Source organism: Qipengyuania sp. JB2-7 (assembly GCF_055693485.1).
The window spans coordinates 2,213,015-2,237,926 of sequence record NZ_CM146335.1 but is presented as its reverse complement, the minus strand read 5'-3'; the positions used below and the strand labels follow the sequence as shown (position 1 = coordinate 2,237,926).

Annotated in this window: 18 protein-coding genes, 1 tRNA gene and 6 pseudogenes; 14 read left to right on the top strand and 11 right to left on the bottom strand. The window is 56.9% G+C overall.

The window, feature by feature from the left end; all coding sequences use genetic code 11:
- The first annotated feature begins 13 nt into the window (after window positions 1–13).
- The 5 genes and pseudogenes from ACZ1GM_RS11185 to ACZ1GM_RS11165 all read left to right on the top strand — a co-directional run bounded on the left by ACZ1GM_RS11185 (window position 14) and on the right by ACZ1GM_RS11165 (window position 5,683).
- Window positions 14–1,982, top strand: a pseudogene (locus ACZ1GM_RS11185) (heme lyase CcmF/NrfE family subunit).
- Window positions 1,979–2,509, top strand: a complete 531-nt coding sequence (locus ACZ1GM_RS11180) for a DsbE family thiol:disulfide interchange protein (RefSeq protein ID WP_472676528.1) — start codon at window positions 1,979–1,981, stop codon at window positions 2,507–2,509. Before ACZ1GM_RS11185 ends, ACZ1GM_RS11180 begins: the two are co-directional and overlap by 4 nt.
- Window positions 2,506–2,910 carry a cytochrome c-type biogenesis protein gene (locus ACZ1GM_RS11175; RefSeq protein WP_472676527.1) on the top strand — a complete coding sequence of 135 codons (405 nt, stop codon included), beginning with the start codon at window positions 2,506–2,508 and terminating at the stop codon, window positions 2,908–2,910. Before ACZ1GM_RS11180 ends, ACZ1GM_RS11175 begins: the two co-directional genes overlap by 4 nt.
- On the top strand, window positions 2,907–3,578 hold the full coding sequence (locus ACZ1GM_RS11170; protein ID WP_472676526.1) for a tetratricopeptide repeat protein: 672 nt from the start codon (window positions 2,907–2,909) through the stop codon (window positions 3,576–3,578). Before ACZ1GM_RS11175 ends, ACZ1GM_RS11170 begins: the two co-directional genes overlap by 4 nt.
- A gap of 170 nt (window positions 3,579–3,748) precedes the next feature.
- Complete coding sequence (locus ACZ1GM_RS11165; RefSeq protein ID WP_472676525.1) at window positions 3,749–5,683, top strand: potassium transporter Kup; 1,935 nt, start codon at window positions 3,749–3,751, stop codon at window positions 5,681–5,683.
- Window positions 5,684–5,719: 36 nt separating this feature from the next.
- On the opposite strand, the gene ACZ1GM_RS11160 is transcribed toward ACZ1GM_RS11165, so the two are convergent.
- The 7 genes and pseudogenes from ACZ1GM_RS11160 to ACZ1GM_RS11130 all read right to left on the bottom strand — a co-directional run bounded on the left by ACZ1GM_RS11160 (window position 5,720) and on the right by ACZ1GM_RS11130 (window position 12,338).
- Window positions 5,720–6,481, bottom strand: a complete 762-nt coding sequence (locus ACZ1GM_RS11160; protein ID WP_472676524.1) for a hypothetical protein — start codon at window positions 6,479–6,481, stop codon at window positions 5,720–5,722.
- Window positions 6,482–6,630: 149 nt separating this feature from the next.
- Complete coding sequence (locus ACZ1GM_RS11155) at window positions 6,631–6,912, bottom strand: hypothetical protein (protein ID WP_472676523.1); 282 nt, start codon at window positions 6,910–6,912, stop codon at window positions 6,631–6,633.
- A gap of 79 nt (window positions 6,913–6,991) precedes the next feature.
- Entirely contained in the window at window positions 6,992–7,669 is a 678-nt protein-coding gene (locus tag ACZ1GM_RS11150) for an inner membrane-spanning protein YciB (RefSeq protein ID WP_472676522.1), read from the bottom strand.
- A gap of 1 nt (window position 7,670) precedes the next feature.
- A pseudogene (ftsY, locus tag ACZ1GM_RS11145) lies at window positions 7,671–8,595 on the bottom strand (signal recognition particle-docking protein FtsY).
- A complete protein-coding gene (locus ACZ1GM_RS11140; RefSeq protein ID WP_472676521.1) occupies window positions 8,592–9,782 on the bottom strand; it encodes a MiaB/RimO family radical SAM methylthiotransferase in 1,191 nt (396 codons plus the stop codon). The pseudogene ftsY and the gene ACZ1GM_RS11140 overlap by 4 nt, the downstream one beginning before the upstream one ends.
- The gene (gene dapF, locus ACZ1GM_RS11135; RefSeq protein ID WP_472678554.1) at window positions 9,779–10,588 is read right to left on the bottom strand and encodes a diaminopimelate epimerase; all 810 of its coding nucleotides are present in this window, start codon (window positions 10,586–10,588) and stop codon (window positions 9,779–9,781) included. Before dapF ends, ACZ1GM_RS11140 begins: the two co-directional genes overlap by 4 nt.
- 61 nt (window positions 10,589–10,649) lie before the next feature.
- Window positions 10,650–12,338, bottom strand: coding sequence for a putative bifunctional diguanylate cyclase/phosphodiesterase (locus ACZ1GM_RS11130; RefSeq protein ID WP_472676520.1), 1,689 nt, complete (start codon window positions 12,336–12,338; stop codon window positions 10,650–10,652).
- A gap of 187 nt (window positions 12,339–12,525) precedes the next feature.
- Here ACZ1GM_RS11130 and ACZ1GM_RS11125 point away from each other — a divergent pair, with 187 nt between their 5' ends.
- On the top strand, window positions 12,526–12,939 hold the full coding sequence (locus ACZ1GM_RS11125; RefSeq protein WP_472678553.1) for an EVE domain-containing protein: 414 nt from the start codon (window positions 12,526–12,528) through the stop codon (window positions 12,937–12,939).
- 9 nt (window positions 12,940–12,948) lie between these two features.
- Here the strand turns inward: ACZ1GM_RS11125 and ACZ1GM_RS11120 are convergent.
- Window positions 12,949–14,623, bottom strand: a pseudogene (locus tag ACZ1GM_RS11120) (thiamine pyrophosphate-binding protein).
- A gap of 187 nt (window positions 14,624–14,810) precedes the next feature.
- Between ACZ1GM_RS11120 and ACZ1GM_RS11115 the strand changes: the two are divergent.
- The gene (locus tag ACZ1GM_RS11115; protein WP_472676519.1) at window positions 14,811–15,002 is read left to right on the top strand and encodes a hypothetical protein; all 192 of its coding nucleotides are present in this window, start codon (window positions 14,811–14,813) and stop codon (window positions 15,000–15,002) included.
- Here the strand turns inward: ACZ1GM_RS11115 and ACZ1GM_RS11110 are convergent.
- Window positions 14,999–16,315, bottom strand: a complete 1,317-nt coding sequence (locus tag ACZ1GM_RS11110; RefSeq protein WP_472676518.1) for an MFS transporter — start codon at window positions 16,313–16,315, stop codon at window positions 14,999–15,001. The genes ACZ1GM_RS11115 and ACZ1GM_RS11110 overlap by 4 nt on opposite strands.
- A 110-nt stretch (window positions 16,316–16,425) precedes the next feature.
- Between ACZ1GM_RS11110 and pgsA the strand changes: the two are divergent.
- A pseudogene (gene pgsA, locus ACZ1GM_RS11105) lies at window positions 16,426–17,035 on the top strand (CDP-diacylglycerol--glycerol-3-phosphate 3-phosphatidyltransferase).
- A gap of 2 nt (window positions 17,036–17,037) precedes the next feature.
- Here pgsA and ACZ1GM_RS11100 read toward each other — a convergent pair.
- Both ACZ1GM_RS11100 and rnd read right to left on the bottom strand, forming a co-directional pair.
- Window positions 17,038–17,937 (bottom strand): hydrogen peroxide-inducible genes activator, encoded by a 900-nt coding sequence (locus tag ACZ1GM_RS11100; RefSeq protein ID WP_472676517.1) that lies wholly within the window; start codon window positions 17,935–17,937, stop codon window positions 17,038–17,040.
- A pseudogene (gene rnd / locus ACZ1GM_RS11095) lies at window positions 17,934–19,162 on the bottom strand (ribonuclease D). Before rnd ends, ACZ1GM_RS11100 begins: the two are co-directional and overlap by 4 nt.
- A gap of 209 nt (window positions 19,163–19,371) precedes the next feature.
- Here rnd and aspS point away from each other — a divergent pair.
- From aspS to ACZ1GM_RS11065, 6 genes and pseudogenes are all read left to right on the top strand, one after another.
- A complete protein-coding gene (gene aspS / locus ACZ1GM_RS11090) occupies window positions 19,372–21,171 on the top strand; it encodes an aspartate--tRNA ligase (protein ID WP_472676516.1) in 1,800 nt (599 codons plus the stop codon).
- A gap of 165 nt (window positions 21,172–21,336) precedes the next feature.
- Entirely contained in the window at window positions 21,337–21,573 is a 237-nt protein-coding gene (locus ACZ1GM_RS11085; RefSeq protein WP_472676515.1) for an acyl carrier protein, read from the top strand.
- A gap of 95 nt (window positions 21,574–21,668) precedes the next feature.
- Window positions 21,669–22,931: a beta-ketoacyl-ACP synthase II gene (fabF, locus tag ACZ1GM_RS11080; RefSeq protein ID WP_472676514.1), complete on the top strand. Its 1,263-nt coding sequence runs from the start codon at window positions 21,669–21,671 to the stop codon at window positions 22,929–22,931.
- Between the two features lie 3 nt (window positions 22,932–22,934).
- Window positions 22,935–23,904 (top strand): annotated as a pseudogene (gene mltG, locus ACZ1GM_RS11075) (endolytic transglycosylase MltG).
- Between the two features lie 9 nt (window positions 23,905–23,913).
- Window positions 23,914–24,426: a 2'-5' RNA ligase family protein gene (locus ACZ1GM_RS11070; RefSeq protein WP_472676513.1), complete on the top strand. Its 513-nt coding sequence runs from the start codon at window positions 23,914–23,916 to the stop codon at window positions 24,424–24,426.
- 272 nt (window positions 24,427–24,698) lie between these two features.
- Window positions 24,699–24,775, top strand: a tRNA-Met gene (locus ACZ1GM_RS11065).
- Window positions 24,776–24,912 lie beyond the last annotated feature (137 nt).

Here is a 24,912-nt window from a genome sequence, read left to right as displayed (position 1 = left end):
GAAGCCTCAGGCGATGATTGCAGAGCTCGGCCTTGCCGCATTGTGGATTGCGGTCGCGCTGGCGGCGCTCCAATTGGTCGCAGCCGGTTTGGCGCTGCGGGCCAATAGCGATGCCAATGACGATAGCGTTGCTGAGATTGCACACTGCGTGCGCCCGGCGGCGGTAGCGCAGGGGCTGCTCGCAGGTTTTTCGTTCATCGCGCTGTTGTGGCTCTTTGCGATAACTGACCTGTCAGTGAAGCTTGTTGCGACCAACTCCCATTCGATGAAGCCGATGATTTTCAAGCTCTCTGGCGCTTGGGGAAATCACGAGGGCTCGATGCTGTTGTGGGTGACCGTGATGGCACTTGCTGGCGGTCTGATCGCGGCGATTGAACGCCGACTGCCGGAGCGAACAATGCAGGCAACGCTCGCCACGCAAGGCTTTGTTGCACTTGGATTTTACGCGTTTCTGCTGCTCAGCTCGAACCCGTTTGAGCGTTTGCCAACACCGGCGGTTGAGGGGATGGGACTCAACCCGCTGCTGCAGGATATCGGCCTCGCCTTCCATCCGCCGACGCTTTATTTTGGTTACGTCGGGCTGTCAGTCGCATTTAGCTTTGCCTGCGGCGCGCTGATTACTCGACAAGTCACTCCAGAGTTCGCGCGTGTCATGCGGCCATGGGTGCTCGGCGCATGGGTGTTTCTGACGCTGGGCATAACGGCTGGCTCATATTGGGCCTATTACGAGCTGGGCTGGGGCGGCTGGTGGTTCTGGGATCCGGTAGAGAATGCCTCGCTAATGCCGTGGCTCGCGGCGACTGCCCTGCTGCATTCGGTCAGTGTGTTGGCCGCCCGTGATGCCTTGCGTGCGTGGACGATCATGCTGGGCGTGGTCGCCTTTTCGATGAGCATGCTTGGCACGTTCCTGGTTCGATCAGGTATTCTGACCAGTGTCCATGCCTTTGCCGTCGATCCGGAGCGGGGTAGCTTTATCCTGATCCTATTGGCGCTCTATATTGGTGGTTCGCTGTTGCTGTTCGCTTTGCGCGCGGGCAGCGTCACGGAAGGGGAGCGGTTTTCGATTGCGAGCCGCGAGGGCGCGCTTGTGTTCAATAATGTCATGCTCAGCGCAACCTTGGCTATTGTGCTTTTGGGCACGCTCTACCCGCTGGTGACAGAGGCGTTTGACGTACGGGTCTCAGTCGGGCCACCATATTTCAATCCGGTAGGCGCGATCTTCGTGATCCCGATGTTGCTGGTGATGGCGGTCGGTCCTCTGCTGCGCTGGCGGCAGGATGGCTTTGGGCGCATTTCCAAAGAGATGGCGATCATCGCGGCGATTATTCTGGTGGCACTTATCCTAACCGCTTTGCTGGGCGAGGTCAGCACCCTGCCATTGCTAGGCCTGTCATTGGCCGCTGGTCTTGCGGTCGCGAGCTTCCTGCCATTGCGCGGGCGCAAGCTATCCCGTGTGCCGATTGCGGTCTGGGGTATGGTCGTCGCCCATTTTGGCATTGCCGTCGCGCTGTTTGGCATGGCCAGTGAAAGCGCATTTACCGAAGAAAAACTCGCGGCGGTCAAGGTTGGCGGCGTAACCGCTGTCGGACCATTTGATGTGACGCTGGACAATGTCGGGCCGGTAGCTGGCCCCAACTGGACAGCGATAGAGGCGCGACTAACGGCCCGCATCGATGGCGGCGATCCGATCTATCTGCGCCCGCAAAACCGAACCTTTTGGGCTCCGCCGCAACAGACTACCGAAAGCGTGCTGGCAACCCGCTGGAACGGACAGCTTTATGCGGTTGTTGGCGATGCGTCGGGGGATGGGCGCTGGCAATTGCGGCTTTGGTGGAAACCGTTTGTGACCTTCATCTGGTATGGCGGAATTCTCGTCGCGCTCGGCGGCGTGCTCGCGATCATCGGTACGGGTTCAGCAGGATTTGAAGCGTCGCTTTGCAGCCCGCCGAACAGCCGAACGTCGCGGTGAGGTGGCGGCATGAACAGCTGGCGTCTCTGGGTGCCGCTGATGCTATTTTCTGGCTTCGTCGGCCTGGCTGCCTATCAACTGACACAGCCAAAGGATCAGTTTGTCGAAAGCCAGATGGTCGGCAAACCTTTGCCCTATTTCGACTTGCGAGCGGCTCACCCCGATCTTCCCGGTGCGGCGAGCAGTGACTTTCAGGATGGCACACCGCGTCTGCTGAATATCTGGGCCAGCTGGTGCCTGCCCTGCATTGCTGAGGCACCGCATCTGGAGACATTGCAGCGCTCTGGTGTTGAGATCGTCGGCATTGCAATCCGCGATCGGCCAGACGATGTCGCGCGTTTCCTCGCGCAGCATGGTAACCCTTACACACGCATAGGTGCAGATGATCTGTCTAGCGTACAGCTGGAGATTGGATCTTCCGGGGTTCCAGAAACCTTCGTAATTGATGGCCGGGGGCGCATCACGCACCAGCATATCGGCGATATTCGCGAGGATGACGTGCCGATGCTGATGGCGAAACTGCAGGAGGCGGCTCAATGACGCGCTTGCTTTGCCTATTTCTCGCCTTGTTGACAGTTCCAGCAGCGGCGCAGCAAAGCTTACCACCTGCGCCGTTTGCCTATCAGCAATTGGAGGACCCGGTGCAGGAAGCGGCAGCGCAGAAGCTCATGGAGACGTTGCGTTGCCTGAAATGCCAAAGTCAGTCGATTGCTGATAGCGATGCACCGATGGCGGGCGATATGCGCCATCAGGTGCGCATTCGCATTGCCTCGGGCGAGCATCCTGATGCGGTGCGTGCTTGGTTGGTCGAACGCTATGGCGACTATGTCAGTTACGAGCCAAAGATCAGCGCGAGCACGTGGCCGCTCTTTGTCATCCCGGTGCTGTTGCTTCTCGTGGTTGGCGCCGTTCTGGCTGGACGTTTCAGGAAACGCGTATGATCTGGTTTCCGATTGTCGTACTCGCTGCGCTCACCTTCCTCCTGGCCGTATTTGTCCTGAAGCTACCGCGCAGTAGCTGGACATTGTTTGGCGCAGCCTTGCTGTTCGGCCTCACTGGCTATGCTCTGCACGGATCGCCCGGACAATCTGCCTCGCCAAAGGCCGCAATTGAAAAGCAATCGGAGAGCGGTGATTTTGTGGTCGATGCGCGCCGCGAATTCTTCGATGCTGGCCGACCGCCATCGCGCTTCGTTGTAACAGCAGATGCGTATGCGCGGCGTGGGCAGTATGAGGATGCGGCCAAGTTTCTCCAGAACGCGGTTGAGGAGAATCCCGCCGATGGTGAGGCCTGGGTTGCGCTGGGAAATGCGCTGCTTGAACATTCTGACGGCAAGTTGTCTGCTGCATCGCTCTTCGCCTATGCCCGCGCAGAAGAGGTTCTGCCCGGCAATCCCGCGCCAGGATATTTCGTCGGTTTAGGCTTCCTGCGATCTGGGCAACCTGGCCAGGCAAGGGCCACGTGGGCGCAACTGATTGAAAATGCACCAGAAGATGCAGATTGGAAAGAAACACTTGCCGTGCGTCTGGCGCGGCTCGATGCGTTGCTAGCCCGGGGGCAGATGGCTCCGCCAACATCACCAGCTACGCCTGAAGTTAGTCCGCAATAGGCGTGTCAAACTTGGATGGCGCTAAACAGAGTGCGACTCGTTATTTGCAGTGCACAATCGATGCTGCTAAGCGCCGCGACCTTCCCCGATAACGGGGCGAATGGGCAGGCCGCTGGCCGATACGAACAGGTCCACATATGCTGGCAAATCTCACTATTGAGTGCCAATAAATGACCGAGGGTTCAGTCACGCAAAAGCACCCCTCTACCGAAGGGGCGCATGGCGCGCATGGGAAAAGCGCGAGTAAAACCGCGCTCGCCGTCGGCGCAATCGGCATTGTCTTCGGCGATATCGGGACCAGCCCGCTTTATGCTTTTCGTGAGACGTTTGCTGGCGCGGCCAACATCGCTATCGACCGGATGCACGTACTCGGCGTTGTTAGCCTGATTTTCTGGTCAATGCTGCTGGTTGTGGCGATCCAGTATGTCACGATCCTGATGCGCGCTGACAACAAGGGGCAAGGCGGCAGCCTCGCTTTGGTTGCGCTGCTTTCGCGCCATATCGGCAAGTCGGCCTATGGCTGGTTGGTGGTGTTGCTGGGCGTGTTCGCAACCTCGCTATTCTACGGTGACAGCATGATCACCCCGGCGATTTCGGTATTGTCGGCGGTCGAGGGGTTGACGGTCGTTGACGCTGGGTTGCAGCCTTATGTGATCCCGATTGCGCTGGTTCTGCTGGTTTTCCTGTTCCTGCTCCAGAAGCGGGGTACGGCGAAGGTCGGCGCGCTGTTTGCGCCGGTGATGATCGTCTATTTTACGGTGATCGCGGGGCTGGGACTCAACCAGATAATCCAGAACCCCGACATATTGTGGGCGTTTAATCCATACTATGCGGTGATGTTCTTTGTGCTGGACGGCACGACGGCCTTCTTCGCACTGGGCGCTGTGGTACTGGCGGTGACGGGGTCAGAGGCACTCTATTCCGACATGGGGCATTTCGGGCGCGGACCAATGCGTTTATCATGGTTCGGCTTCGTTATGCCATGCCTTCTGCTCAACTACTTTGGGCAGGGCGCGATGATTGCTGGCCTGCCGCCAGAACAGGCGGCAGAAGTCGTGCGCAATCCTTTCTTCCTGCTGGCGAGCGAAGAGTGGCGATTGCCGCTGGTTATCCTTGCCACCATGGCGACCTTTATCGCCAGTCAGGCGGTCATCTCAGGCGCATTCTCCATCACGCATCAGGCGATGCAGCTCGGCTTTATCCCGCGCCTGTCGATCCGCCATACCAGCGAGACGGAGGCGGGCCAGATTTACATCCCGATTGTAAACTGGGCTCTGATGGTGGCGGTGATCATTCTGGTGCTGACATTCCAGAATTCGTCTAACCTCGCGAGCGCGTATGGCATCGCGGTGACGGGTGCGGTGACCATTGATACGCTGCTGATGGGCGTGTTGTTTGTCGGCGTGTGGAAATGGAAATGGTGGTACGCCGCGCCGGTGGTTGCGCTTTTCCTGATCGTCGATGGCGCATACTTCGCAGCGAATCTTGCCAAGGTTCCCGATGGCGGCTGGTTCCCGCTGGTGGTCGGGGCTGTGGTCTTCACCTTGCTGACCACTTGGGCGCGAGGCCGCAAACTGATGCGCGAACGCATGACAGAGGTTGCGCTGCCGATTGAGATTTTTGCTAAGTCAGCGAAGAACTCCGCGACGCGCGTACCAGGTACCGCGATTTTTATGGCCAGCCAGACGGCGGGCGTACCCTCCGCGCTGCTCCACAATATCAAGCACAATAAGGTGCTGCACGAACGTGTGGTGATCCTGACCGTAGCGATTGATGATGTGCCTTACGTCGATCCCGAGGCGCGCTGCGAATATCACGACCTGGGCGATGGGTTCTATCGCGGCATACTGCATTACGGCTTTATGGAAGAAACCAATGTGCCCGATGGTCTGACCAAGATGGATCGATGCGGCGGCGAATTTGATATGATGCAGACCAGCTTCTTCCTCAGTCGCCAGACACTCTTGCCGAGCGAGAAACCCGGCATGCCGATCTGGCGCGAGAAGATATTCGCGTGGATGCTGCGCAATGCGGCGACAGCGATGGAGTTTTTCCGACTACCCACCAACCGCGTGGTGGAATTGGGCAGTCAGGTTGAGATTTAGGTCAGCTGTCACGCTGCTCGTGTGAAGCAGCGCAGCCTATCGTATGATAAAGCTGGACCGGTCAATCCCGGCATTTCCAGTACGTGGATCGAATGCGGTGACAAGGATTTCGTAAACACCTTTTTCGCCCGAGGGGATCGTCGCGGCATATCGGCTTGCTCGACCTGCATAGGCCATCTCAATTGTCTCAATCTTCGTGCCGTTATGCCGTATCTCGGCCAACACCTCGATCGCGTCCGAGTCCCACGTGCCCCCGGGCGTGGTGGGACAGCCGCAAATCATGATCACATTGGCAGTGACTGTCATGCTTTCAGGATTGTCATCGACATAGGTATGCGCGCCCGGTGACAGGATATCGACCGCGAAACCGGGCACCATCAGCAACCATCCATCACCTGCCTCGACATGCTTACCTGGTAGGACCCAGCGCACTGACGAGGCTTCCGCCTGTGCTTGTGGTTGGCCTATGGGGCCCCGCACCGTGACTCGGATGCGGCGCGGCTTCTCAATATCCAACTTTGCGACATAAACCGCGCTCGCATCATCCGACAGCGCTCCATAGCGCGATTTTGGGTTGCGGAGAATTCGATCGGTATTTCCGGTCGTACCGCGGGTGACGCCTTGATCGAGAATTTCGCCGGTGTCAGCATCCTCGATTAAAACTGCCATGCCCGACATGCTGGTTCCAATGAACTTTGCATCCTGCGTTAGTGCCCGAACTGCCAGCCGTGTTTCTTTGGCGGCGAGGGGCGCAGTTGAAAGGCACGCAACCAATATACAAGCTAACAATCGTTTCATATGAGGCTCCAGACTCGCGTTCCATATCGACCTAAGTTTGTGGGCGCTCTAAGCCGTCGGCGGCTCTTCCTTCACCACCTCGTCGGTGTCATCCAACGACAGGCCGTGCTTTAACAGCATCGGGATCTATTTAAAGCTGGAGAGTAAGCTCACCGGGTCGGAAGTTCAATCCCGGCTTTGGAAGCACATGAACGGGTGATCTGCTCCACCTTCGAACGATTGGCACCGAGCATGTCAGTTATTTCCAGACCCGCTTCGGCCAGATCATCAACCATGCAATTGCAGAGCTCAGTACCCTTTGCTGGATCTGGAGCCATCCGACCAAACTGACGTTCGCATTTCGCGACTGCGCCAGCTTTGGCATCTTCGATCGAGGGCGCACCGCACGCAGACAACGAGAGTGCCGTGATGGCAAGCAAACCGTGTTTCATATTCCCGTCCTCCGTTTCGTACAGATAGAGCAGGTTGACGAAAGATGGGTTAACAGAGTGCTTCCCTCGATGACGCGATTTAGGCCGTCGGCGGCTCTTCCTTCACCACTTCATCAGTGTCATCCAGCGACAGGCCGTGCTTTAACAGCATCGGGATTTGCGTGAAAGTGAACAGGAAGCTGAGCGGCATGAACACCCAGAATTTCGCCCAGAGCCATGTTTCAAAATTGCCATTGGGTTCGTTGTAGAAATAGCGCAGCCCCTCATTGATGCCCGCTAAAAACAGGAAAAACACGCCCCAATTGCGCGACAGCTTGAGCCAGCCTTGCTCGTCAACGCCCTCAAACGCAGCCTCCAGCAGGATCTGTAGTAACGACTTGCCGCGCCAGTATCCCACCAGCAAAGCGACGCCGAAGAATACGTAAATCACGGTCGGCTTGATTTGAATGAAGGTCGCATCGCGCAGCAATATGGTAAGCGCGCCAAAGCCCACGATGAGCGCGGTCGACAGCATCAGCATTGGCGACACGCGGCCAAACTTCCACTTTGAAAATGCCAAAGCCGCGACTGCTGCGATCATAAAAGCGATGGTGCCTTTGATGACGGCGGCGATCTCGCCAATCGGCCCCGGCTCGTCTGGTGAATACCATTTGTAGACGCCCAGAAAGACCAGCAGCGGGCCGTAATCGACCAGGATATTGAGCCACCCTGATTTGGGCTTCTCCGCTGGTGCTGCCTGAGGTGTTTCATCCGCCATATCAGGCAACTCCTGCAATTACACGTGCGACCAGATCAGGGTCGAAAGGCCGCAGATCGTCTATTTTCTCGCCCACACCAATCGCGTGAATGGGCAAGCCATATTGCTCGTACCGCGGCGACCAGCACACCGCCGCGCGCGGTCCCGTCCAGCTTCGTCATGATCAGGCCGGTCACACCCGCGACCTCTTTGAACACGTCAATCTGGCTCAGCGCATTCTGGCCATTTGTCGCATCCAGCACCAACACTACGTCATGCGGCGCCTCTGGGTTGAGTTTGCCGAGCACTTTGCGAATTTTCGCCAATTCATCCATCAGCTCGCGCTTGTTCTGAAGCCGTCCGGCGGTGTCGACAATCAGCGCGTCCGTGCCCTTGTCTGTCGCGGCTTTTACCGCATCGAACACGATGCTGGCCGGGTCGCCGCCTTCGGGGCCACGAACAATCGGCACGCCGATGCGGTCCGCCCATGTTGCAAGCTGACCGATGGCGGCGGCGCGGAACGTATCGCCTGCGGCCACCATCACGCCATAGTCATCCTCTTGGAAGAGATGAGCGAGTTTTGCGATGGTCGTGGTCTTGCCACTGCCATTGACGCCAATCACCAGCACGACTTGCGGGCGGGGAAAGGCAGTCACTTCCAGTGGTTTGGCCACCGGGCGCAGGATCGCTGCAATCTCTTCGGCGACTGCCTCTTTCAATTCCTGTTCGCTGATTTCCAAGCCAAAACGTTTCTCGGTCAGTCGTTCGCGGATGCGCGCCGCAGCTGATGGGCCGAGGTCGGAGAGGATCAGCGCATCCTCAACATCGTCGAGCGTCGCATCATCGAGCTTCGCGGTTCCAACGACGCTGGTGAGGTTCTCGGTCAGCCGTTCTGATGTCTTGCGAAAGCCGCCAAACAGTCTTTCGGACCAGCTTTGTCCGCTCATACCAACAGGCCTTTGTTTATGTGCGTGGGCGTTACAGTCACGATCTCTCCGCGTTTTGCCGTGTCTGGCAATGCTACGCGGGCAAATTCCGGTGAATAGCCACAACCGTCATTTTCAGCGAGCACACCGAGTGGTTTGCCGAGTAGCGATGTGAGCCACGCTTCGCGGACGGTTTTTACTGCGTCGCGCAACTCAGCCGCGCGTTCCTTAATGAGCGGGCGCGCCAGCTGCGGCATGCGTGCCGCCGGAGTGCCGGGACGCGGCGAATATGGGAAGATATGCCCGTGGACGATGCTGAGCTCGCGGATGATCGATAGGTTGGCGGCGTGATGCTCGGTCGTTTCAGTGGGAAAGCCCGCGATCAGATCCGCACCAATCGCAATATCCGGACGGCGTTCTTTCAACCGTGCGACAAGATCGACCGCGTCGGCTCGCAGATGTCGGCGCTTCATGCGTTTGAGGATCAGATCGTGCCCATGCTGAAGCGATAAATGCACATGCGGCATCATGCGGTTTTCGCTCGCGAAGAGGTCGAACAGCACTGGATCGATTTCGATTCCGTCGACTGATGACATGCGCAAGCGTTGCAGCTGCGGAAACTCCTGTAACACCGCCTCCACGAGCGCGCCAAGCGGCGGCGTGTCAGGCAAATCATGCCCCCAGCTTGTTACATCGACACCGGTCAGGACGACTTCAGGCGCACCATGCTCCAGATGCTTCTCAACCTCGCGCAGCACCTCTGAGATGGTCAGTGACACGCTTTTTCCGCGCCCCTGAGGAATAACACAGAATGTGCAGGCATGGTCGCAGCCATTCTGCACCGCGACAAAGGCGCGTGTGTGCTGCGCTGGGACAGGAGCCGCATCGACCGGCACGTTCCAGGCGCGTGGATCGAGTTTGCGTGTGTTGGCAATCAAGCCATCGACTTCTGGCATGGCTGACAGCTGATCGCGTTCAATGTCCGCCGCGCAGCCGGTGACCATCAACCGCGCATCGGGATTGGCCTTGCGCGCTTTGCGAATGGCCTGCCGAGTTTGCCTAACCGCCTCACTCGTAACCGCGCAGCTGTTCACTACGACGATGTCTTTCTCATCGCCCAGCATTGCGCGAATTCGCTCGCTTTCGGAAATATTGAGGCGGCAACCTAGCGAGATCACTTCCGGCGCTTTGGTATTGATCGCGCTCATGCGAAATCATCCCAGTCAAACTCGCCGGTAAAGCTGGTCGTGGCCGGGCCGGTCATGACGATGTGATCATCATCGCGCCATTCAATCGTCAGCTCACCGCCCGGTAACGCGACCGTCACTGTCCGCTCAACCAGGTCGCGACGCATGGCGGCGACCGCCGTTGCACAGGCGCCGGTGCCGCATGCCTGAGTAAGTCCAACGCCGCGTTCCCAAACGCGCAAATTGATCCAATCCTGGCTTACGACGCTGGCGACGTTCACATTCACCCGCTCGGGAAAGACCGGATCTTTCTCGATAATCCGCCCCAAACGCTCAAGCTCGACCATCTGGACATCCGGTACGAAGAAGACTGCGTGAGGATTGCCAACATTGACTGCAGTTGGCTGCTCAAGCTCATCCCAGCCAAGCGGCAATTCGAGGGTATCCATCGCATAGGCGAGCGGGATCTGCTCCCACTCAAAGCGAGGAACACCCATATCCACGCTTGCGCCGCTTGCGCTTGGGCTGACGGTGATGATGCCGCCGCCCGTTTCAACCTGTGCGTCCTTACCGTGCAACAGCGCAACAGCCCGCGAAGCATTGCCGCATGCCTCGACCTCGCCGCCGTCATGGTTGAAAATGCGCATGCGAAAATCGGCAAGGTCTGAACCCAACAAAATGATCAGTTGATCGCAGCCTATGCCGGTGCGCCGATTGGCGAGGGCACGCGCAATGCTCTCTGTCATTTCTGGCAAAGCAGCATCGCGTCCATCAAGCATGATGAAATCATTGCCGAGGCCGTGCATCTTTGTGAAGGGAACGCGCATTACAGCGCGCGCTCTATTCGCAGCCATGCCGCGCGTCTAGCCCAAGCAATGTGTAAGCTGATTAGTTGGCTGAGTGATTGGGCACTTTTTGATGCAGATATCGCGGCTCATCAATCATCGCTGGCTCGCTATCTTTATCTTCATTGAGCAATCCAGCCTCTGCGAGCCGTTTTGTGACAGCAGCAGCGGGTTCGGGTTTTCCGTAGTGATATCCTTGCCCTTTGAGCTGACCCATAGTCTTCAGGATTTCGAGGATTTCCGGCGTCTCAATACCCTCTGCGGTGATGGGCATGTTCAGGCCATCGCCCATCGCGATGATCGCATCGACCATCTTCTCGCTAGCGCCCTCTTTCTTCAGTTCGCTGATAAAACTGCGATCAATTTTCAGGCGGTCAAACGGTAGCGTCCGCAGCTGCGCAAGACTGGAATAACCCGTGCCGAAATCATCAAGACTCACGCGAACACCCTGATTGCGCAGGCTTGTGATCATGTTGCGGACCATGCCAATATTATCATGCAGGCAGCTCTCGGTAATCTCAATGTCGAGGCGCGAGGCGGGGAAATTATGCGTAACAAGCATCTTCACCAGCTTCTGAGAGAACCACGGATCGCGCATCTGAACCGGCGAGATATTGACCGACAGGCTGAGATCCGGATGCCAATCTCGGGCATCTTCAAATGCTTGAGCAATCAACCTTTCAGAAAGTTCGGAGATGATCCCGATATCTTCAGCAATCGGGATGAATACGTCTGGCCCGACTACGCCCAGTTCGGGCGAATGCCAGCGTGCCAGCATTTCGAAACCGACTAACTGCCCCGTCTCCAGATCAATTTGCTGCTCGTAATAGGGGACGAATTCATTCTCACGAATACCCTTGCGGATACCATTTTCCAGATCGTTGCGGAACCGCAATTCATACTCCATCGCGGTCTCAAACCAGTGGAAGCGGCTCTTACCCTGCTTTTTGGAGTGATACATCGCGATGTCGGCTTTGTGGATCAGCTGCTGCGCGTCTTCCAACAGGTTTTGACGTTCGCACAGGTCAGCGTGTCCTACAATCCCTATCGAAATGGTGATCTCGGCGGTCACTTCCTCCAACACGAGCGGTTTTGACACCCGTTCAATCAGAAGCGATGCAAGGTGTTCGACGCGATCCCTGTGTTCCGGGTCATAACGCAGGGCGCAGGCAAATTCATCGCCGCCCAGACGTGCAAGCAGTGCGTCCCCTGGCAAGCTATCCGCTAGCCGTTCCGCAACCGTTTTCAGCACCGCGTCGCCAACATGGTGGCCATTCAGATCATTAACCTGTTTGAAGTTGTCGAGGTCAACGACCATAACCGCGACGTCACGCTCATCATTCTTTGCATCATCAATAAGGTCAGCGATGACAGGGCCAATACTCCGACGATTATAGCACCCCGTGAGTGCGTCGATTTCGGCGAGCCGGCGCGCCTCGCGCTCGGATATTCTGCGCTGCTCCAGCTCGACCTTGAGGGACCGATATCGGTTCCAGCCGAGCAAGATAACGGCCACATTCAGCATCAATGCATTGGTCAGCACGACATCAGGTTGCGATGCCAGCCCTTGCCATGCACGCACGATTTGCGGCAGCACTGTACCGCCCGTTCCGATGAACAGGATGATCGCACTGATGGCGATGCCTGATATGACAAAGTCGCGCTCTATAACGGTGTTGCCGGAGAATTTCTCTCCCACCGCTTCGCGAAATGTTTTTGTCTGACCTGACAATCCGCTTCCCCTGACCGATCCCAACGGGATGGTATTTGCGCAAACATATGCCGTGCATTCCCTAAAAATGCGGTTAACTCGACCTAAAGAGCTTGTGGAACGCTGGTTTACCGGCTTTGTAAGCGTTCAGAAGATGGTCGATGCAGGCGCGAAAACTGCACCGGTGATGGCAGGAAAGAAAGTAGAAATGGCACGATACTGGTTAGTGAAGTCGGAACCTTTCAAGTATAGCTGGGATGACTTGATCCGCGATAAGGAAGAGGTTTGGGATGGCGTCCGCAATCACCGCGCGAAGAACAATCTCAAAGCAATGAAGGTTGGTGATCAATCGTTCTTTTATCACTCGCGTGAAGGACTGGAGATTGTCGGCATTTGTGAAGTTTCGGTGGCCGACCTTAAAGACCCAACTGATCCCACTGGCACTTGGGACACAGTGAAGTTCAAGCCGGTTCGCAAGTTGAAGAACCCGGTCACGCTAAAGCAGATCAAAGCCGAGCCGAAGCTGGCTGAGTGCGAGCTGGTGCGCTTGTCCAGGCTATCGGTCGCTGAGATTACTCCTGAAGAGTGGGAAATCATCAACGCGATGGCGGAAGATGGCTAAGTCCTGACCTTAGGCTTTCTGAAGGGCGCTGATGCTGGCACCACTCGCGGCCAATTGTTCTATGTCGATGATGCAATGGATGAGGCGAAGGCCGGTTTTGCTCTTCGCTTCTAATAGCGCGGCCTGAAAGGCTTCAGTCGTCTCCGCACGCGCAGACCATCCACCAAAACTCTCTGCGAGTTTGGCGAAGTCGGGATTGCGTAGCTCGGTCGCAGAGATGCGGGTTGGAAACTCACGCTCCTGATGCATGCGGATTGTGCCATAGGCTGAGTTATCGACGACGATTACAACCAGATCACAGTCATGCTGCACCGCCGTGGCAAGCTCTTGTCCATTCATCAGGAAATCGCCGTCGCCAGCCACCGCGACTACCGTGCGATTTGGGTAGCGTCGCGCGGTACGCAACGGCGGTCGGAACCCCATATCCCATGGCCCCTGCGGTTGGTGCCAATTGCGTGGGAAAACCATCATGCCGCCAGTAGCGATGCCACCAGCCTGAGAAATTACCTGCGCCGTTGCAGATGATCGTGTCAGTGGGCAATTGCTCGCGCATAAATGTAACGCAGGCGCCCATGTCGAGTGTGTGATCGGTTGGCCTTGCGGTGGCCCAATTGAGCCATTCGGCATGTGCCTGTGCCCCCGCATCGAAGGAAATTGCATCCCCCTCATCCAATAATGCGGTGCTTTTCGCGAACTCATCCATGCTTGCGCAAACCGACAAGTCGGCGAGGTATACGCGGTTCAGTTCGTTAGGATCTGGGTGCACATGGATGAGCTTGCGATGCTCAGCGTTGAGTTGCGGCACGGTATAACCATCTGTTGTCGCCTCGCCGAGCCGGGCACCCACGGCCAGAATCAGGTTTGCGTTTTTGACCCGCTCGACCAGTTTTGGGTTGGGACCATAGCCCAGATTCCCTGCGAAAACGGGGCTGTTGGGGCTAATCGCGTCCTGCCGTCGAAATGCCGTGGCGACCGGGATGCCGATACGTTCGGCGAACGCCTGAAAGTTCTCTCGCGCCTTGCTGTTCCACCCGGCGCCGCCGATGATGGCCACGGGGCTCGCAGCGTCAGCTATTAGAGCCATCATTGCCTGCATCGCATCGGGGCAGGGGGCCTGAGCCGGGCGAGCGATCTGTGCTCGTGGCTGCGCTGTTGTGGCCTTACTGAGCATATCTTCGGGCAGAGCAAGGACGACCGGGCCCGGGCGGCCTGAGATTGCGGTCGCATAGGCCCGCGCGATATATTCCGGGATGCGGTCAGCATTGTCGATCCGCGCAGCCCATTTGCAGGCCGGGCCAAAAAATGCGGCAAAATCGAGTTCCTGAAATCCCTCGCGGTCGCGCATGGTGCTGTCCACATCGCCAACGAACAGGATCATTGAGTGCAGATCCTGCATCGCGACATGCACACCAATGCTGGCATTCGTGGCTCCGGGGCCGCGCGTGACAAAGCAAATGCCGGGCTTACCGGTCATCGCTCCATCTGCGCAGGCCATGAATGCCGCACCACCCTCTTGGCGGCAGGTTACGACATCGACGCTGCTCTCGCCGTGCAAGGCGTCAAGCACCGGAAGAAAGCTCTCACCCGGAACGGTAAAAATCCGGTCGCACCCCTGCGTGACAAGGCAATCGACCAGCAATCGTGCGGCGTCGGGGGTAGGCGGGGCGGTGCGCAATGACGTCATGCGTTTGCCGTTAGCTTCGCGGGCTGTGGCAGGCAATCCCGTCTCGGCAGAAGGGGCTTCGAGCGAGCGGACGGCACAGGCGTCGCTGTTAGTAAGTATGGTTAACAAAGTGTAAATTCGTCCCAAAGCGGTGCAATGTTGGATTCATGCGTTACACGATGGTTAGCAGCTGGTTAACACTTGCCTGATGAGACGTTCGCTTGTTCTAACCAATGAAACTGCCCGCAACAAATTTCGGGCGAGCCTTCCGCCGCATGTTTTTCGGCCAGTTGATGATGTCCGGCAGGAGCCGTTCTGGCGTTTGACCGCCAGTGATGTGCGCGGCGTTGCGACGACTTATTTCGCGACAGTTGCGGCCACGCTCGCTTTTATCATTTAGGCATTGGCGCGGGCGGCTTCTCGCTCTGCCGTGAGTAGACGCCTGCCAAGCCACGCTGAAATGATGCACATTCCGGCGCTCAGCAATAGCTGTTCCGCGATTGGAATTCCGAAAAAACTCAGGCTCATTGCAATAAGAGCGCCGGTGACCATTGCGCCGGAATTGACGATGTTATTCGCCGCGATCGTCCGCGCGGCTTCATCCGGTTTACAACGCGTGGTCAGGAACGCGTAAAGCGGGACAACGAACATGCCGCCAGCAATAGCAATCCCCAGGAGACACGCGAGCAGGGCGGTTGCCATGGGCCAACCGATAAATTCCGTAACGCTCATCAGCTCTGTGGGTGCATTGGCGGCCCACAGTCGGCAAACGAGATAGAATAGAACAACGAACACGCCCATCATGATGACCGATATGGGCGCGTAGCGCGCGGATACGGTCCCCTTTAACAGGGCATTGATCGACACCGATCCGATCGCGATCCCAATTGAAAATATTGCCAGAAACAAACCAGCGACTTCCTTACTAGCCATAAGGGTGTTCTTGGCGAGCGGTGGAAACTGAATCGTCAGGACTGCGCCGATGGTCCAGAAAAAACTGATCGCGATGATAGCGTAGTAGATTTGCCGGTCATGCATCGTACCGCGAATGAGGCTCGTCGATGCGCGCCAGATGTTCCAATCGACCTTCTCGATCTCGCCGAGCGCTGGTGCCGTGGGGATCTGTCGGCTGACCAAGTATCCCACAATGGCAGTGATGATAATGCCACCAGCAGCCCATTCCACGTTGATATAGCTCGCCAGAATTGTACCAGTAAGGATCGCTATATACGTACCTGCCTCGACCAGTCCGGTCCCTGCAAGCACCTCTTCCTTCTTGAGATGCTGCGGTAGGATCGCATATTTGATCGGACCAAGAAATGTCGACTGAATGCCGGTGAGAAATAGCGCCAGCAGCAGTAGCGGGATTGCGAACTGATCAACCGCGATTCCCTGCCACGCGAGGTACAGCCCGGTCGCGCCAATCAGCATCAGGATGATCTCGCAGAATTTGACAGTGCGAATGATCTTCGCCTTGTCGCGCATATCTGCCAATTGCCCGGCAACTGCTGATAACAGGAAGAAAGGCAACATGAAAAGGCCGGTCGCTATGGCGCTAAATATGCCCTCTAAGCTCTCATCGTCATACACTGAGTATACTACAAAAAGCACCATCGTCATTTTGTAGAGGTTGTCGTTAAACGCATTGAACAGCTGAGTAACGAACAGGGGCAGAAAGCGTCTGCGGCGCAAAAGATGCGTCGAAGTGGTCATAGAAACGCGAATGTGCCCATCAAAACTTGCCCCTGTCTAAACAACACACAATTGCGGGCAAGCGAATTCGAAGTCTTTTGCGCGACTGATTAGGCCGCTAAGGGGATGGCGTGCTTACGTTGCCGAACATCCTTACGCTTTCACGCATACTCGCGTTGCCACTGCTCGCGTTCTTTTTGTGGTGGCCAGAATGGCGGTTGGGATACGCCATTGGTTTCGTGCTGTATTGTCTGATTGGGATCACAGACTTTTTCGATGGTTATCTGGCGCGTGCACAAGGAACGGTTTCCAAGCTTGGGCAGTTTCTCGATCCGATTGCGGACAAGATTATGGTCGCAACGGTTATTCTGGTTTTGACCGCGCAAGGGTATCTGCGTGGTCCCTATGTCGGTGATTTCCACGTCATCGCGGGATTGATTATTCTGATGCGCGAGATCGCGGTATCAGGTTTGCGTGAATTCCTGGGCGGTATTCAAGTGTCTGTGCCGGTCAGCAAACTGGCCAAATGGAAAACCACGTTTCAGCTGGTGGCCCTCGGTGCGCTGATCGGTGGCGGTGCAATACATGGCCAGCCGTGTCAGGAACTGGGCGACCAATGTAAAACGTACCGCAGAGAGCTGGGCTCATGTGACGGGCCTCACAGCTTTATGGGCCGCCGCAGCACTGACCTGTATCACAGGGTGGGACTATTTGCGGGTCGGCCTCAAACATATGGATTGATCTCAGCCCGCCCGCAATTCCTCCGCGAGCAATTTGAAATCCTCTGCGCGGGGTGAATTCTTGCGCCATATCAGGGCGATCTCGCGCGTTGCTGTGGTGGATTTGAGCGGGCGAGCGACAACTTCTGTGCCCGCTAAAACGCCTGCATCTACCGCCATCTTGGGCAACATGGTGAGGCCCAGCCCGTTATCGACCATTTGCACCAGCGTATGCAGGCTGGTGCCGATCATCGCTGCGCTGGCCCGCAGTTCTGGGCGATTACACGCCGCGAGTGCATGATCACGCAGACAATGCCCATCCTCCAGCAGCAATAGCCGCCCCTCATCAATCATCGAAGGGTCTACTTTGGCGGGAGGGTCGCGTGGATCGCCCTTTGGGAAGGCAACATACAGCGAGATCCTCGCCAATATGCGCTTTGTCGACTTCACCAGTTTGGAATGGAAGAGCCAGCAGCACGCAATCAACCCGGTACCGTGCTGAAGCGATTCGACTGCGTCATGGCTCGTTTCTTCGCGCAGGAACAGTTTCAGATCTGGGCGCTCCTTGCGCAAGCGCGGCAATATCCGAGGCAACAAGAACGGGGCAATAGTCGGGATCACGCTCATACGGAGCTGACCCACCAATGGCTGACCTGCGGCCTTTACCAAATCGGCCAGCTCTTCGGATTCTCGCAAAATCCGATGCGCTTTCTCCACCACCTGATTGCCAAGACTTGTGAAACGTACCACCCGGCGGCTGCGTTCTACCAATGTCACACCCAGCAGCGATTCCAACTCGCGAATTCCCGATGAAAGGGTCGATTGGGAAACGAAGCTTGCCTCCGCTGCGCGGCCAAAATGTGCATGTTCATGCAAGGCAACCAGATATTGCAGCTGTTTGATCGTGGGGAGGTATGTGCTCATTCCGCCGCGGCCTGAAGCTCGGTTGGCTCGTCTCTCGCCTCGCTCATATCGCTTGTCATATCATCAACATGGGTCATATGCAGCTTGCCATTCTTTACGGCGAAAGCGAGCTTGCCCTCCACCAGATCAAGCGCATCGCGGCCAAACACATCTTTGCGCCACCCTTGCAGGATCGGCAGATCGCGCACGCCAGCTGCGAGCGATTCCAACTCATCTGTCCGCGTTAACAGCCGCGCCGCAATGTCGATCTCACGCGCACGGATTTTCAGCAGCAATTTTAGCAAGTCGGCGACCAGCGCACCTTCTTTGCCCAGCGGCGCGCCGCGTTTCATCTTTTTCGGCATCTCGTCTTTTGGAAGAGGCTCTGCCTTCTCGATGATCTTGAGCATGCGCTTGCCGATGTCATTGTCGCGCCATGCATTGGATAGTCCACGCACTTTGCCAAGATCGGCCTGTTTCTTGGGCGGATGGCTGGCAATGTCGGCCAGCGTTTCATCGCGCATGATGCGACCGCGCGGGATGTTCTTGTGCTGCGCCTCGCCCTCGCGCCAAGCGGCGAGCGCTTTGAGGCGGCCCAGCACAACCGCGTTACGGCTACGGGTGAACGGATGCGTTTCCAGGACGTGTCCGCGTCTTGCCGGTAATTTTCCGGGTCAGCGAGCTTGTCCATTTCCGCATTCAGCCACGCACCGCGACCGGTCTTGACCAGCTTGTCGAGGATCATCGGAAAAATCTTCGACAAGTGCGTCACATCGCCAATCGCATACTCAATTTGACGGTCGGTGAGCGGTCGGCGGCTCCAATCGGTGAAACGCGCGCCCTTGTCGACGGCAATGCCCAGCCAGCTCTCCACCAAATTGGCATAGCCAATCTGCTCAGACTGGCTGATCGCCATCATTGCAATTTGTGTGTCGAAGATTGGCTGCGGCGTTTTGCCGGTCAGATTATAGATAATTTCGACGTCCTGACCGCCAGCATGAAAGATTTTCAGCACGTCGGTATTGTCAGTCAGCAGATCCAGCAGCGGGGTCATGTCAATCCCATCGGCGAGGGGATCGATTGCCGCTGCCTCTTCCTCATTGGCGATCTGCACCAGGCAGAGTTCGGGCCAATAGGTGTTTTCGCGCATGAATTCAGTGTCGACGGTGACGAACTCGCTCTTCGCCAAACGCTCGCAAAGGTCGCTGAGCGCGTCGGTGGTCGTAATCAGATCATGTATTTTCATATGTCTTTTCTTGTGTTCGGGCGGAGTGCCGCCCCCGGGCCCTTGGTCGAAACCGCAGGCCCAATGGAAATGTTTGATGGCTTGACAAAACAAGCCCTTTACCCTGTTAGCGCGCCCTATATTGAGAAGGCGCCCTGATATAGGGACTCGCGCACAAAACTGTGACGCGCGCCCTTAGCGCCATAGCTCCAAAATTGGAAAGATATTAGATGCACGCCTATCGTACCCACAACTGCGCACAGCTGACCAAGGAAAATGTCGGCGAAACTGTCCGCCTTTCGGGCTGGGTTCACAAAAAACGCGACCATGGCGGCGTGCTGTTCGTCGATTTGCGCGATCATTATGGCATGACACAAATTGTCGCTGACGAAGATAGCGAAGCGCTGAAGCTTCTCGAGGGACTGAAGCTCGAAAGCGTCATTACAATTGATGGCGAAGTGAAGGCGCGCAGCGAGGATACCGTGAATGCCAATCTTCCGACCGGCGCGATCGAGGTGTTTGCGCGCTCAGCAACGGTTCAAAGCGCGGCAGAAGAACTGCCCATGCCAGTCGCGGGCGAACAGGAATATCCTGAGGATATCCGCCTCAAATACCGCTTCGTAGATTTGCGGCGCGAGAGCATGCATCGCAACATCATGCTGCGCTCTCAGGTCATCAGTTCGATCCGGAACCGCATGACCGATCAGGGCTTTAACGAAATTCAGACGCCAATCCTCGGTGCTTCCAGTCCAGAGGGTGCACGCGATTATTTGGTGCCGAGCCGCTTGCATCCCGGTCGTTTTTACGCGCTGCCACAGGCTCCGCAAATGTTCAAACAGCTGCTGATGACGGCTGGCTTTGATCGGTACTTCCAGATTGCGCCATGTTTCCGCGACGAAGACTTGCGCGCTGACCGTTCGCCCGAATTCTATCAGCTCGACTTTGAAATGAGCTTTGTCACGCAAGAGGATGTGTTTCAGGCAATCGAGCCGGTGCTCGCGGGCGTTTTTGAAGAGTTTGCCGATGGTCGCACGGTGACACCGGCGGGCGAGTTTCCGCGTATCCCATACGCTGAGGCCATGCTGAAATTTGGCACGGACAAGCCCGATTTGCGCAATCCGCTGATCATCAGTGATGTGACTGATCACTTCCAATCAAGCGGCTTTGGCCTGTTTGAGAAAATCGTTGGTGGTGGTGGCCGCGTCCGGGTGATCCCTGCGCCAAACACCAATGAGAAGAGTCGCAAATTCTTCGATGATATGAATGACTGGGCGCGCAAAGAAGGCTTTGCCGGCCTTGGCTATGTGACTCGCAAGGGCGGCGAGTTTGGCGGACCGATTGCCAAGAACCACGGCCCGGAGAACATGCAGAAAGTCTATGACGAGCTGGGTCTTGGCGAGAATGATGGCCTGTTCTTCGCGGCTGGGCAAGAGAAAGACGCAGCGAAACTCGCCGGAGCGGCACGCACGCGGGTCGGCGAAGAATTGGACCTCATCGAAAGCGGCTGCTTCAAATTCTGCTGGATCGTCGATTTTCCGATGTACGAATATGACGAGGAACACAAAAAGGTCGATTTCAGCCACAACCCGTTCTCCATGCCGCAGGGCGAGATGGAAGCGCTCGAAAGCAAAGACCCGCTCGATATTCTTGCATGGCAGTATGACATTGTCTGCAATGGCTATGAGCTAAGCAGCGGCGCAATCCGGAATCACCGCCCAGAGATCATGTACAAGGCGTTTGAATTGGCCGGGTACTCGCAGGAAGATGTTGATCGCGAATTTGGCGGCATGATTGAGGCGTTCAAGCTAGGCGCACCGCCACATGGCGGCTCCGCGCCGGGCATCGACCGTATCGTAATGCTGCTTGCTGATGAGCCGAATATTCGCGAAGTCATCGCCTTCCCGCTCAACCAGCGCGCGCAGGATCTGATGATGGGCGCACCGGGCAAGGTATCCTCTCGTCAGCTGCGCGACGTACATATTCGCGCGGTTGAGCCACCCAAGACTGAGAGCGATAAACCCGCGGGATAACGGCAAATGAACCTTTCAGGCTTGAAATCGGTCGCGAAAGTACCGATTTCCCCGACGTATTCCGGTTTTGCAGCTTTGTTTGTATCTGGGACACTTGCCAGCGCGCCCGCCGTTCATTAGGGCGAAAGGCAATTCTAACAGCCCCATTTTCAAAGAGGGAAAATTATGAGCGATACTGCCGACCGCGTGCAGAAAATTGTTGTCGAACATCTCGGTGTCGAGGGTGACAAGGTTACACAGGAAGCTAGCTTCATTGACGATCTGGGCGCAGACAGCCTTGATATCGTTGAGCTGGTGATGGCGTTCGAAGAAGAGTTCGGCGTGGAAATTCCTGATGATGCGGCTGAGAAAATCTCGACCGTTGGCGATGCCACCAAATTTATTGATGAGCATCAGGGCTGATCGCTTTTGAGCTTACACCCGCTGCTTAATGCGCGGGAACTGACAGGCCCGACCCGGTACAGGGCCGGGCCTGTTGTTGTTTTACGGAGAGATTGATGCGCCGAGTGGTCATAACCGGACTAGGCCTTGTCACCCCATTGGGCGGTGATGTCGAAACATCATGGAAAAACCTGATCGCGGGTGAAAGCGGTGCAGGTCAGATCACCAGTTTTGACCCTGAAGGTCAGAAATGCACCATCGCTTGCGAGGTGAAGGGCAAGGATCACCCGTGGGGGTTTGATGCCGACCAGCGTGTGGATCACAAGGTCCAGCGGCAAGTTGACCCCTTCATTGTGTACGGGATCGACGCAGCGGGGCAGGCGATTGAAGATGCTGGCCTTGATGGTGAATTGCCCGAAGCGATGAAGCGCAGGATCGGCTGCTCAATTGGTTCTGGTATCGGAGGCCTTCCTGGCATTGAGAAAGAGTCGATCGTTCTGCATGAGCGTGGCCCCGGTCGGGTCAGCCCGCATTTCGTGCATGGGCGCTTGATCAATCTTGTCACCGGACAGGTGCAGATCAAATATGGCTTTATGGGGCCGAACCACGCGGTTGTGACGGCGTGTTCAACCGGTGCGCATTCGATTGGTGATGCCGCGCGTATGATCCGCGATGATGATGCCGACATTATGCTGGCGGGCGGGGCGGAAAGCACCGTCAATCCGCTGGGCATTGCCGGATTTGCACAAGCCCGCGCGCTCAATATGAGCATGAATGACCGCCCGACAGAGGCAAGCCGACCCTATGACAAAGACCGTGATGGCTTTGTGATGGGTGAGGGCGCTGGTGTGATGGTGCTTGAGGAATATGAGCACGCAAAGGCTCGCGGCGCGAAGATTTATGGCGAAGTGACCGGCTATGGCCTGTCAGGCGATGCCTATCATGTCACCGCACCGCACCCTGATGGACTTGGTGCGCAGCTGGCCATGGAAATGGCCCTGAAAAAGGCGGGACTAAACGCTGGTGACATTGATTATGTCAACGCACATGGCACCTCGACAATGGCCGACACTATTGAGCTGGCGGCGGTAAAACGCGTGCTGGGCGATGATCTTAGCGGTGCTTCCATGAGCTCGACCAAATCCGCGATTGGGCACTTGCTTGGCGGTGCGGGCGCAGTTGAGGCAATCTTCTGCGTGCTGGCGATGCGCGACGGCGTCGTCCCGCCCACGCTTAACCTGCACAACCCTGACGACGGCACGGAAGGCGTCGATTTGGTTCCATTGAAAGCGCGCAAGCGCGCGGTTAACGCTGTGCTCAATAACAGCTTCGGCTTTGGCGGCACAAATGCCAGTCTCATCATGCAGAAGGTCAACTAGGGTATGCGCAAGGGCTTGCTCCTCGCAGGTCTTGTTGTGCTCGCGGGTCTGGCCGGGTTTGGCTGGCTGATCCTGCCATGGACCAACCCCAGCAATCTGTCGGAAGACACGCCGTATATTGTCAAAAGCGGCTCCACACTCACTTCGATTGCGCGTGATCTTGAGGAGCAGGGACATATTGATGACGCCGATGCCTTCCTGTTGCGGGCGAAGATATTTGGCGGTGGCGACGACATTCAAGCTGGCGAGTTTCTCCTTCCCGGCGGGGCGAGCCCGTCAACGATAGTGCAGACATTGCAGGATGGTCAGGCCATTCGCCGGTTTGTGACCATTCCGGAAGGGATGCCATCCATACTGGTGTGGGAACGGCTGATGGCGCAAGAGCATCTCACTGGCGAAATTCCCGTGCCTGAGGAAGGCAGCGTGCTGCCCGCGACATACGATTTTGAGCGCGGGGAGGAGCGCGCCAAGGTGCTTGCCCGCATGCAGGCGGAAATGCGCAATTTCCTGGCCGAGGCATGGCCACAGCGTAAACCTGATATTGCCGTTGATACAGTGGAAGAGGCGCTGGTGCTTGCCTCAATAGTCGAGAAGGAAACCGGCGTTGCGCGCGAACGGCGCATGGTCGCCGGGCTTTACTCCAATCGGTTGAAGGACGGGATGCTGCTGCAAGCTGATCCGACGATCATTTACCCGATCACAAAGGGCAAGCCGCTGGGGCGACGCATTCGTCAGTCAGAGATCGCCGCGGTGAACGATTACAACACCTATTCGATGGTCGGATTGCCGAAAGGCCCTATCACCAATCCCGTACCGCGAGAGCATTCGCGCTGTATTGGACCCGGCAGAAACCAGCGCCCGCTTTATGGTGGCGGATGGCACGGGTGGTCACGCCTTTGCCGAGACGTATGCTGAGCATAATGCAAACGTCGAAAAATGGTTCGCGATCCGCCGTGAACGCGGCGAGATGTAAGCGGGATTTTTGGACTCACGACCGCTCATCCTGACGGCGCAGCTACCCAAAGACCTGCATCGGTGGACCACGCGACTGCGCGACGAGCACTTTCCGGCAGAGCGCAACTTTCTCGAAGCGCATGTGACACTCTTCCATGCCTTACCACCGCAATGCGAGAGCGAGTTGCGCGATTATCTAAAACAGGTGGCTGGCGAGCTGTCACCGATAGCGGCGCGGCTTGAGGGCGTCATGCCACTGGGTGGCGGAACGACCGCGCTGAAAATCACCAGTGAGGATATGCTGATGCTGCGCGACCAGATCGCAGACCGTTTCCACGGTATGATAACGCAGCAGGATCAGCATCGCCCGCGACTTCACATTACGGTTCAGAACAAAGTGACCGCGAAAGAAGCAAAAGCTCTGCAACAGGTCTTGGAGTTTACCGTGGAGCCGCGCGACTTCAAATTTGTTGGCCTGTCCTTGTTTCGTTACCTCGGCGGCCCGTGGGAGAGCATCCGGGATTTCACATTCCGCAGATAGGGCGAGGCGAGCTCGTCGCGTCGCGGAATTTGACCGCGATGCGCTGGGTCATTTAGCGCGGGAAGTGCCCGACGTGGGAACGCGATTTCTAGCGCACTCGATAGCGGGCTTGCTGCAAAAGTTGCGCGGATGAATGAAGCTGCCATGATCGGTGTAGACCAGCGGTAGGAACATGAGCACATCAACGGTTGACCACCTGCGAACTGCGCCCTAAATGCGCCGCCTGCCCAGCGCTCTGTCAGAGCGGCGCGGCGGTGTCTCGCATCGGCGATGGCGGAGTAGCTCAGGTGGTTAGAGCAGTGGAATCATAATCCATGTGTCGGGGGTTCGAGTCCCTCCTCCGCTACCAGAACCCCGGTATTAGGTAGCAATTGCACCAAGCGTAGTTTGCATTGAGTGCTTATCTTCTGACGATAGGCAAACCCAATTTTTGATCATCGCTAGGGGCTACGCTCACGACAAGTTCATCGCGTTCGGTCGGATGTT

Coding starts and splice junctions, on each gene's coding strand:
- ACZ1GM_RS11165 (WP_472676525.1), top strand. CDS start 3,749: ATGACCGAGGGTTCAGTCACGCAAAAGCACCCCTCTACCGAAGGGGCG.
- ACZ1GM_RS11140 (WP_472676521.1), bottom strand. CDS start 9,782: ATGAGCGCGATCAATACCAAAGCGCCGGAAGTGATCTCGCTAGGTTGC.
- ACZ1GM_RS11160 (WP_472676524.1), bottom strand. CDS start 6,481: ATGAAACGATTGTTAGCTTGTATATTGGTTGCGTGCCTTTCAACTGCG.
- aspS (WP_472676516.1), top strand. CDS start 19,372: ATGCACGCCTATCGTACCCACAACTGCGCACAGCTGACCAAGGAAAAT.
- ACZ1GM_RS11170 (WP_472676526.1), top strand. CDS start 2,907: ATGATCTGGTTTCCGATTGTCGTACTCGCTGCGCTCACCTTCCTCCTG.
- ACZ1GM_RS11115 (WP_472676519.1), top strand. CDS start 14,811: ATGAGACGTTCGCTTGTTCTAACCAATGAAACTGCCCGCAACAAATTT.
- ACZ1GM_RS11110 (WP_472676518.1), bottom strand. CDS start 16,315: ATGACCACTTCGACGCATCTTTTGCGCCGCAGACGCTTTCTGCCCCTG.
- fabF (WP_472676514.1), top strand. CDS start 21,669: ATGCGCCGAGTGGTCATAACCGGACTAGGCCTTGTCACCCCATTGGGC.
- ACZ1GM_RS11150 (WP_472676522.1), bottom strand. CDS start 7,669: ATGGCGGATGAAACACCTCAGGCAGCACCAGCGGAGAAGCCCAAATCA.
- ACZ1GM_RS11100 (WP_472676517.1), bottom strand. CDS start 17,937: ATGAGCACATACCTCCCCACGATCAAACAGCTGCAATATCTGGTTGCC.
- ACZ1GM_RS11155 (WP_472676523.1), bottom strand. CDS start 6,912: ATGAAACACGGTTTGCTTGCCATCACGGCACTCTCGTTGTCTGCGTGC.
- ACZ1GM_RS11175 (WP_472676527.1), top strand. CDS start 2,506: ATGACGCGCTTGCTTTGCCTATTTCTCGCCTTGTTGACAGTTCCAGCA.
- ACZ1GM_RS11125 (WP_472678553.1), top strand. CDS start 12,526: ATGGCACGATACTGGTTAGTGAAGTCGGAACCTTTCAAGTATAGCTGG.
- ACZ1GM_RS11085 (WP_472676515.1), top strand. CDS start 21,337: ATGAGCGATACTGCCGACCGCGTGCAGAAAATTGTTGTCGAACATCTC.
- ACZ1GM_RS11180 (WP_472676528.1), top strand. CDS start 1,979: ATGAACAGCTGGCGTCTCTGGGTGCCGCTGATGCTATTTTCTGGCTTC.
- dapF (WP_472678554.1), bottom strand. CDS start 10,588: ATGCGCGTTCCCTTCACAAAGATGCACGGCCTCGGCAATGATTTCATC.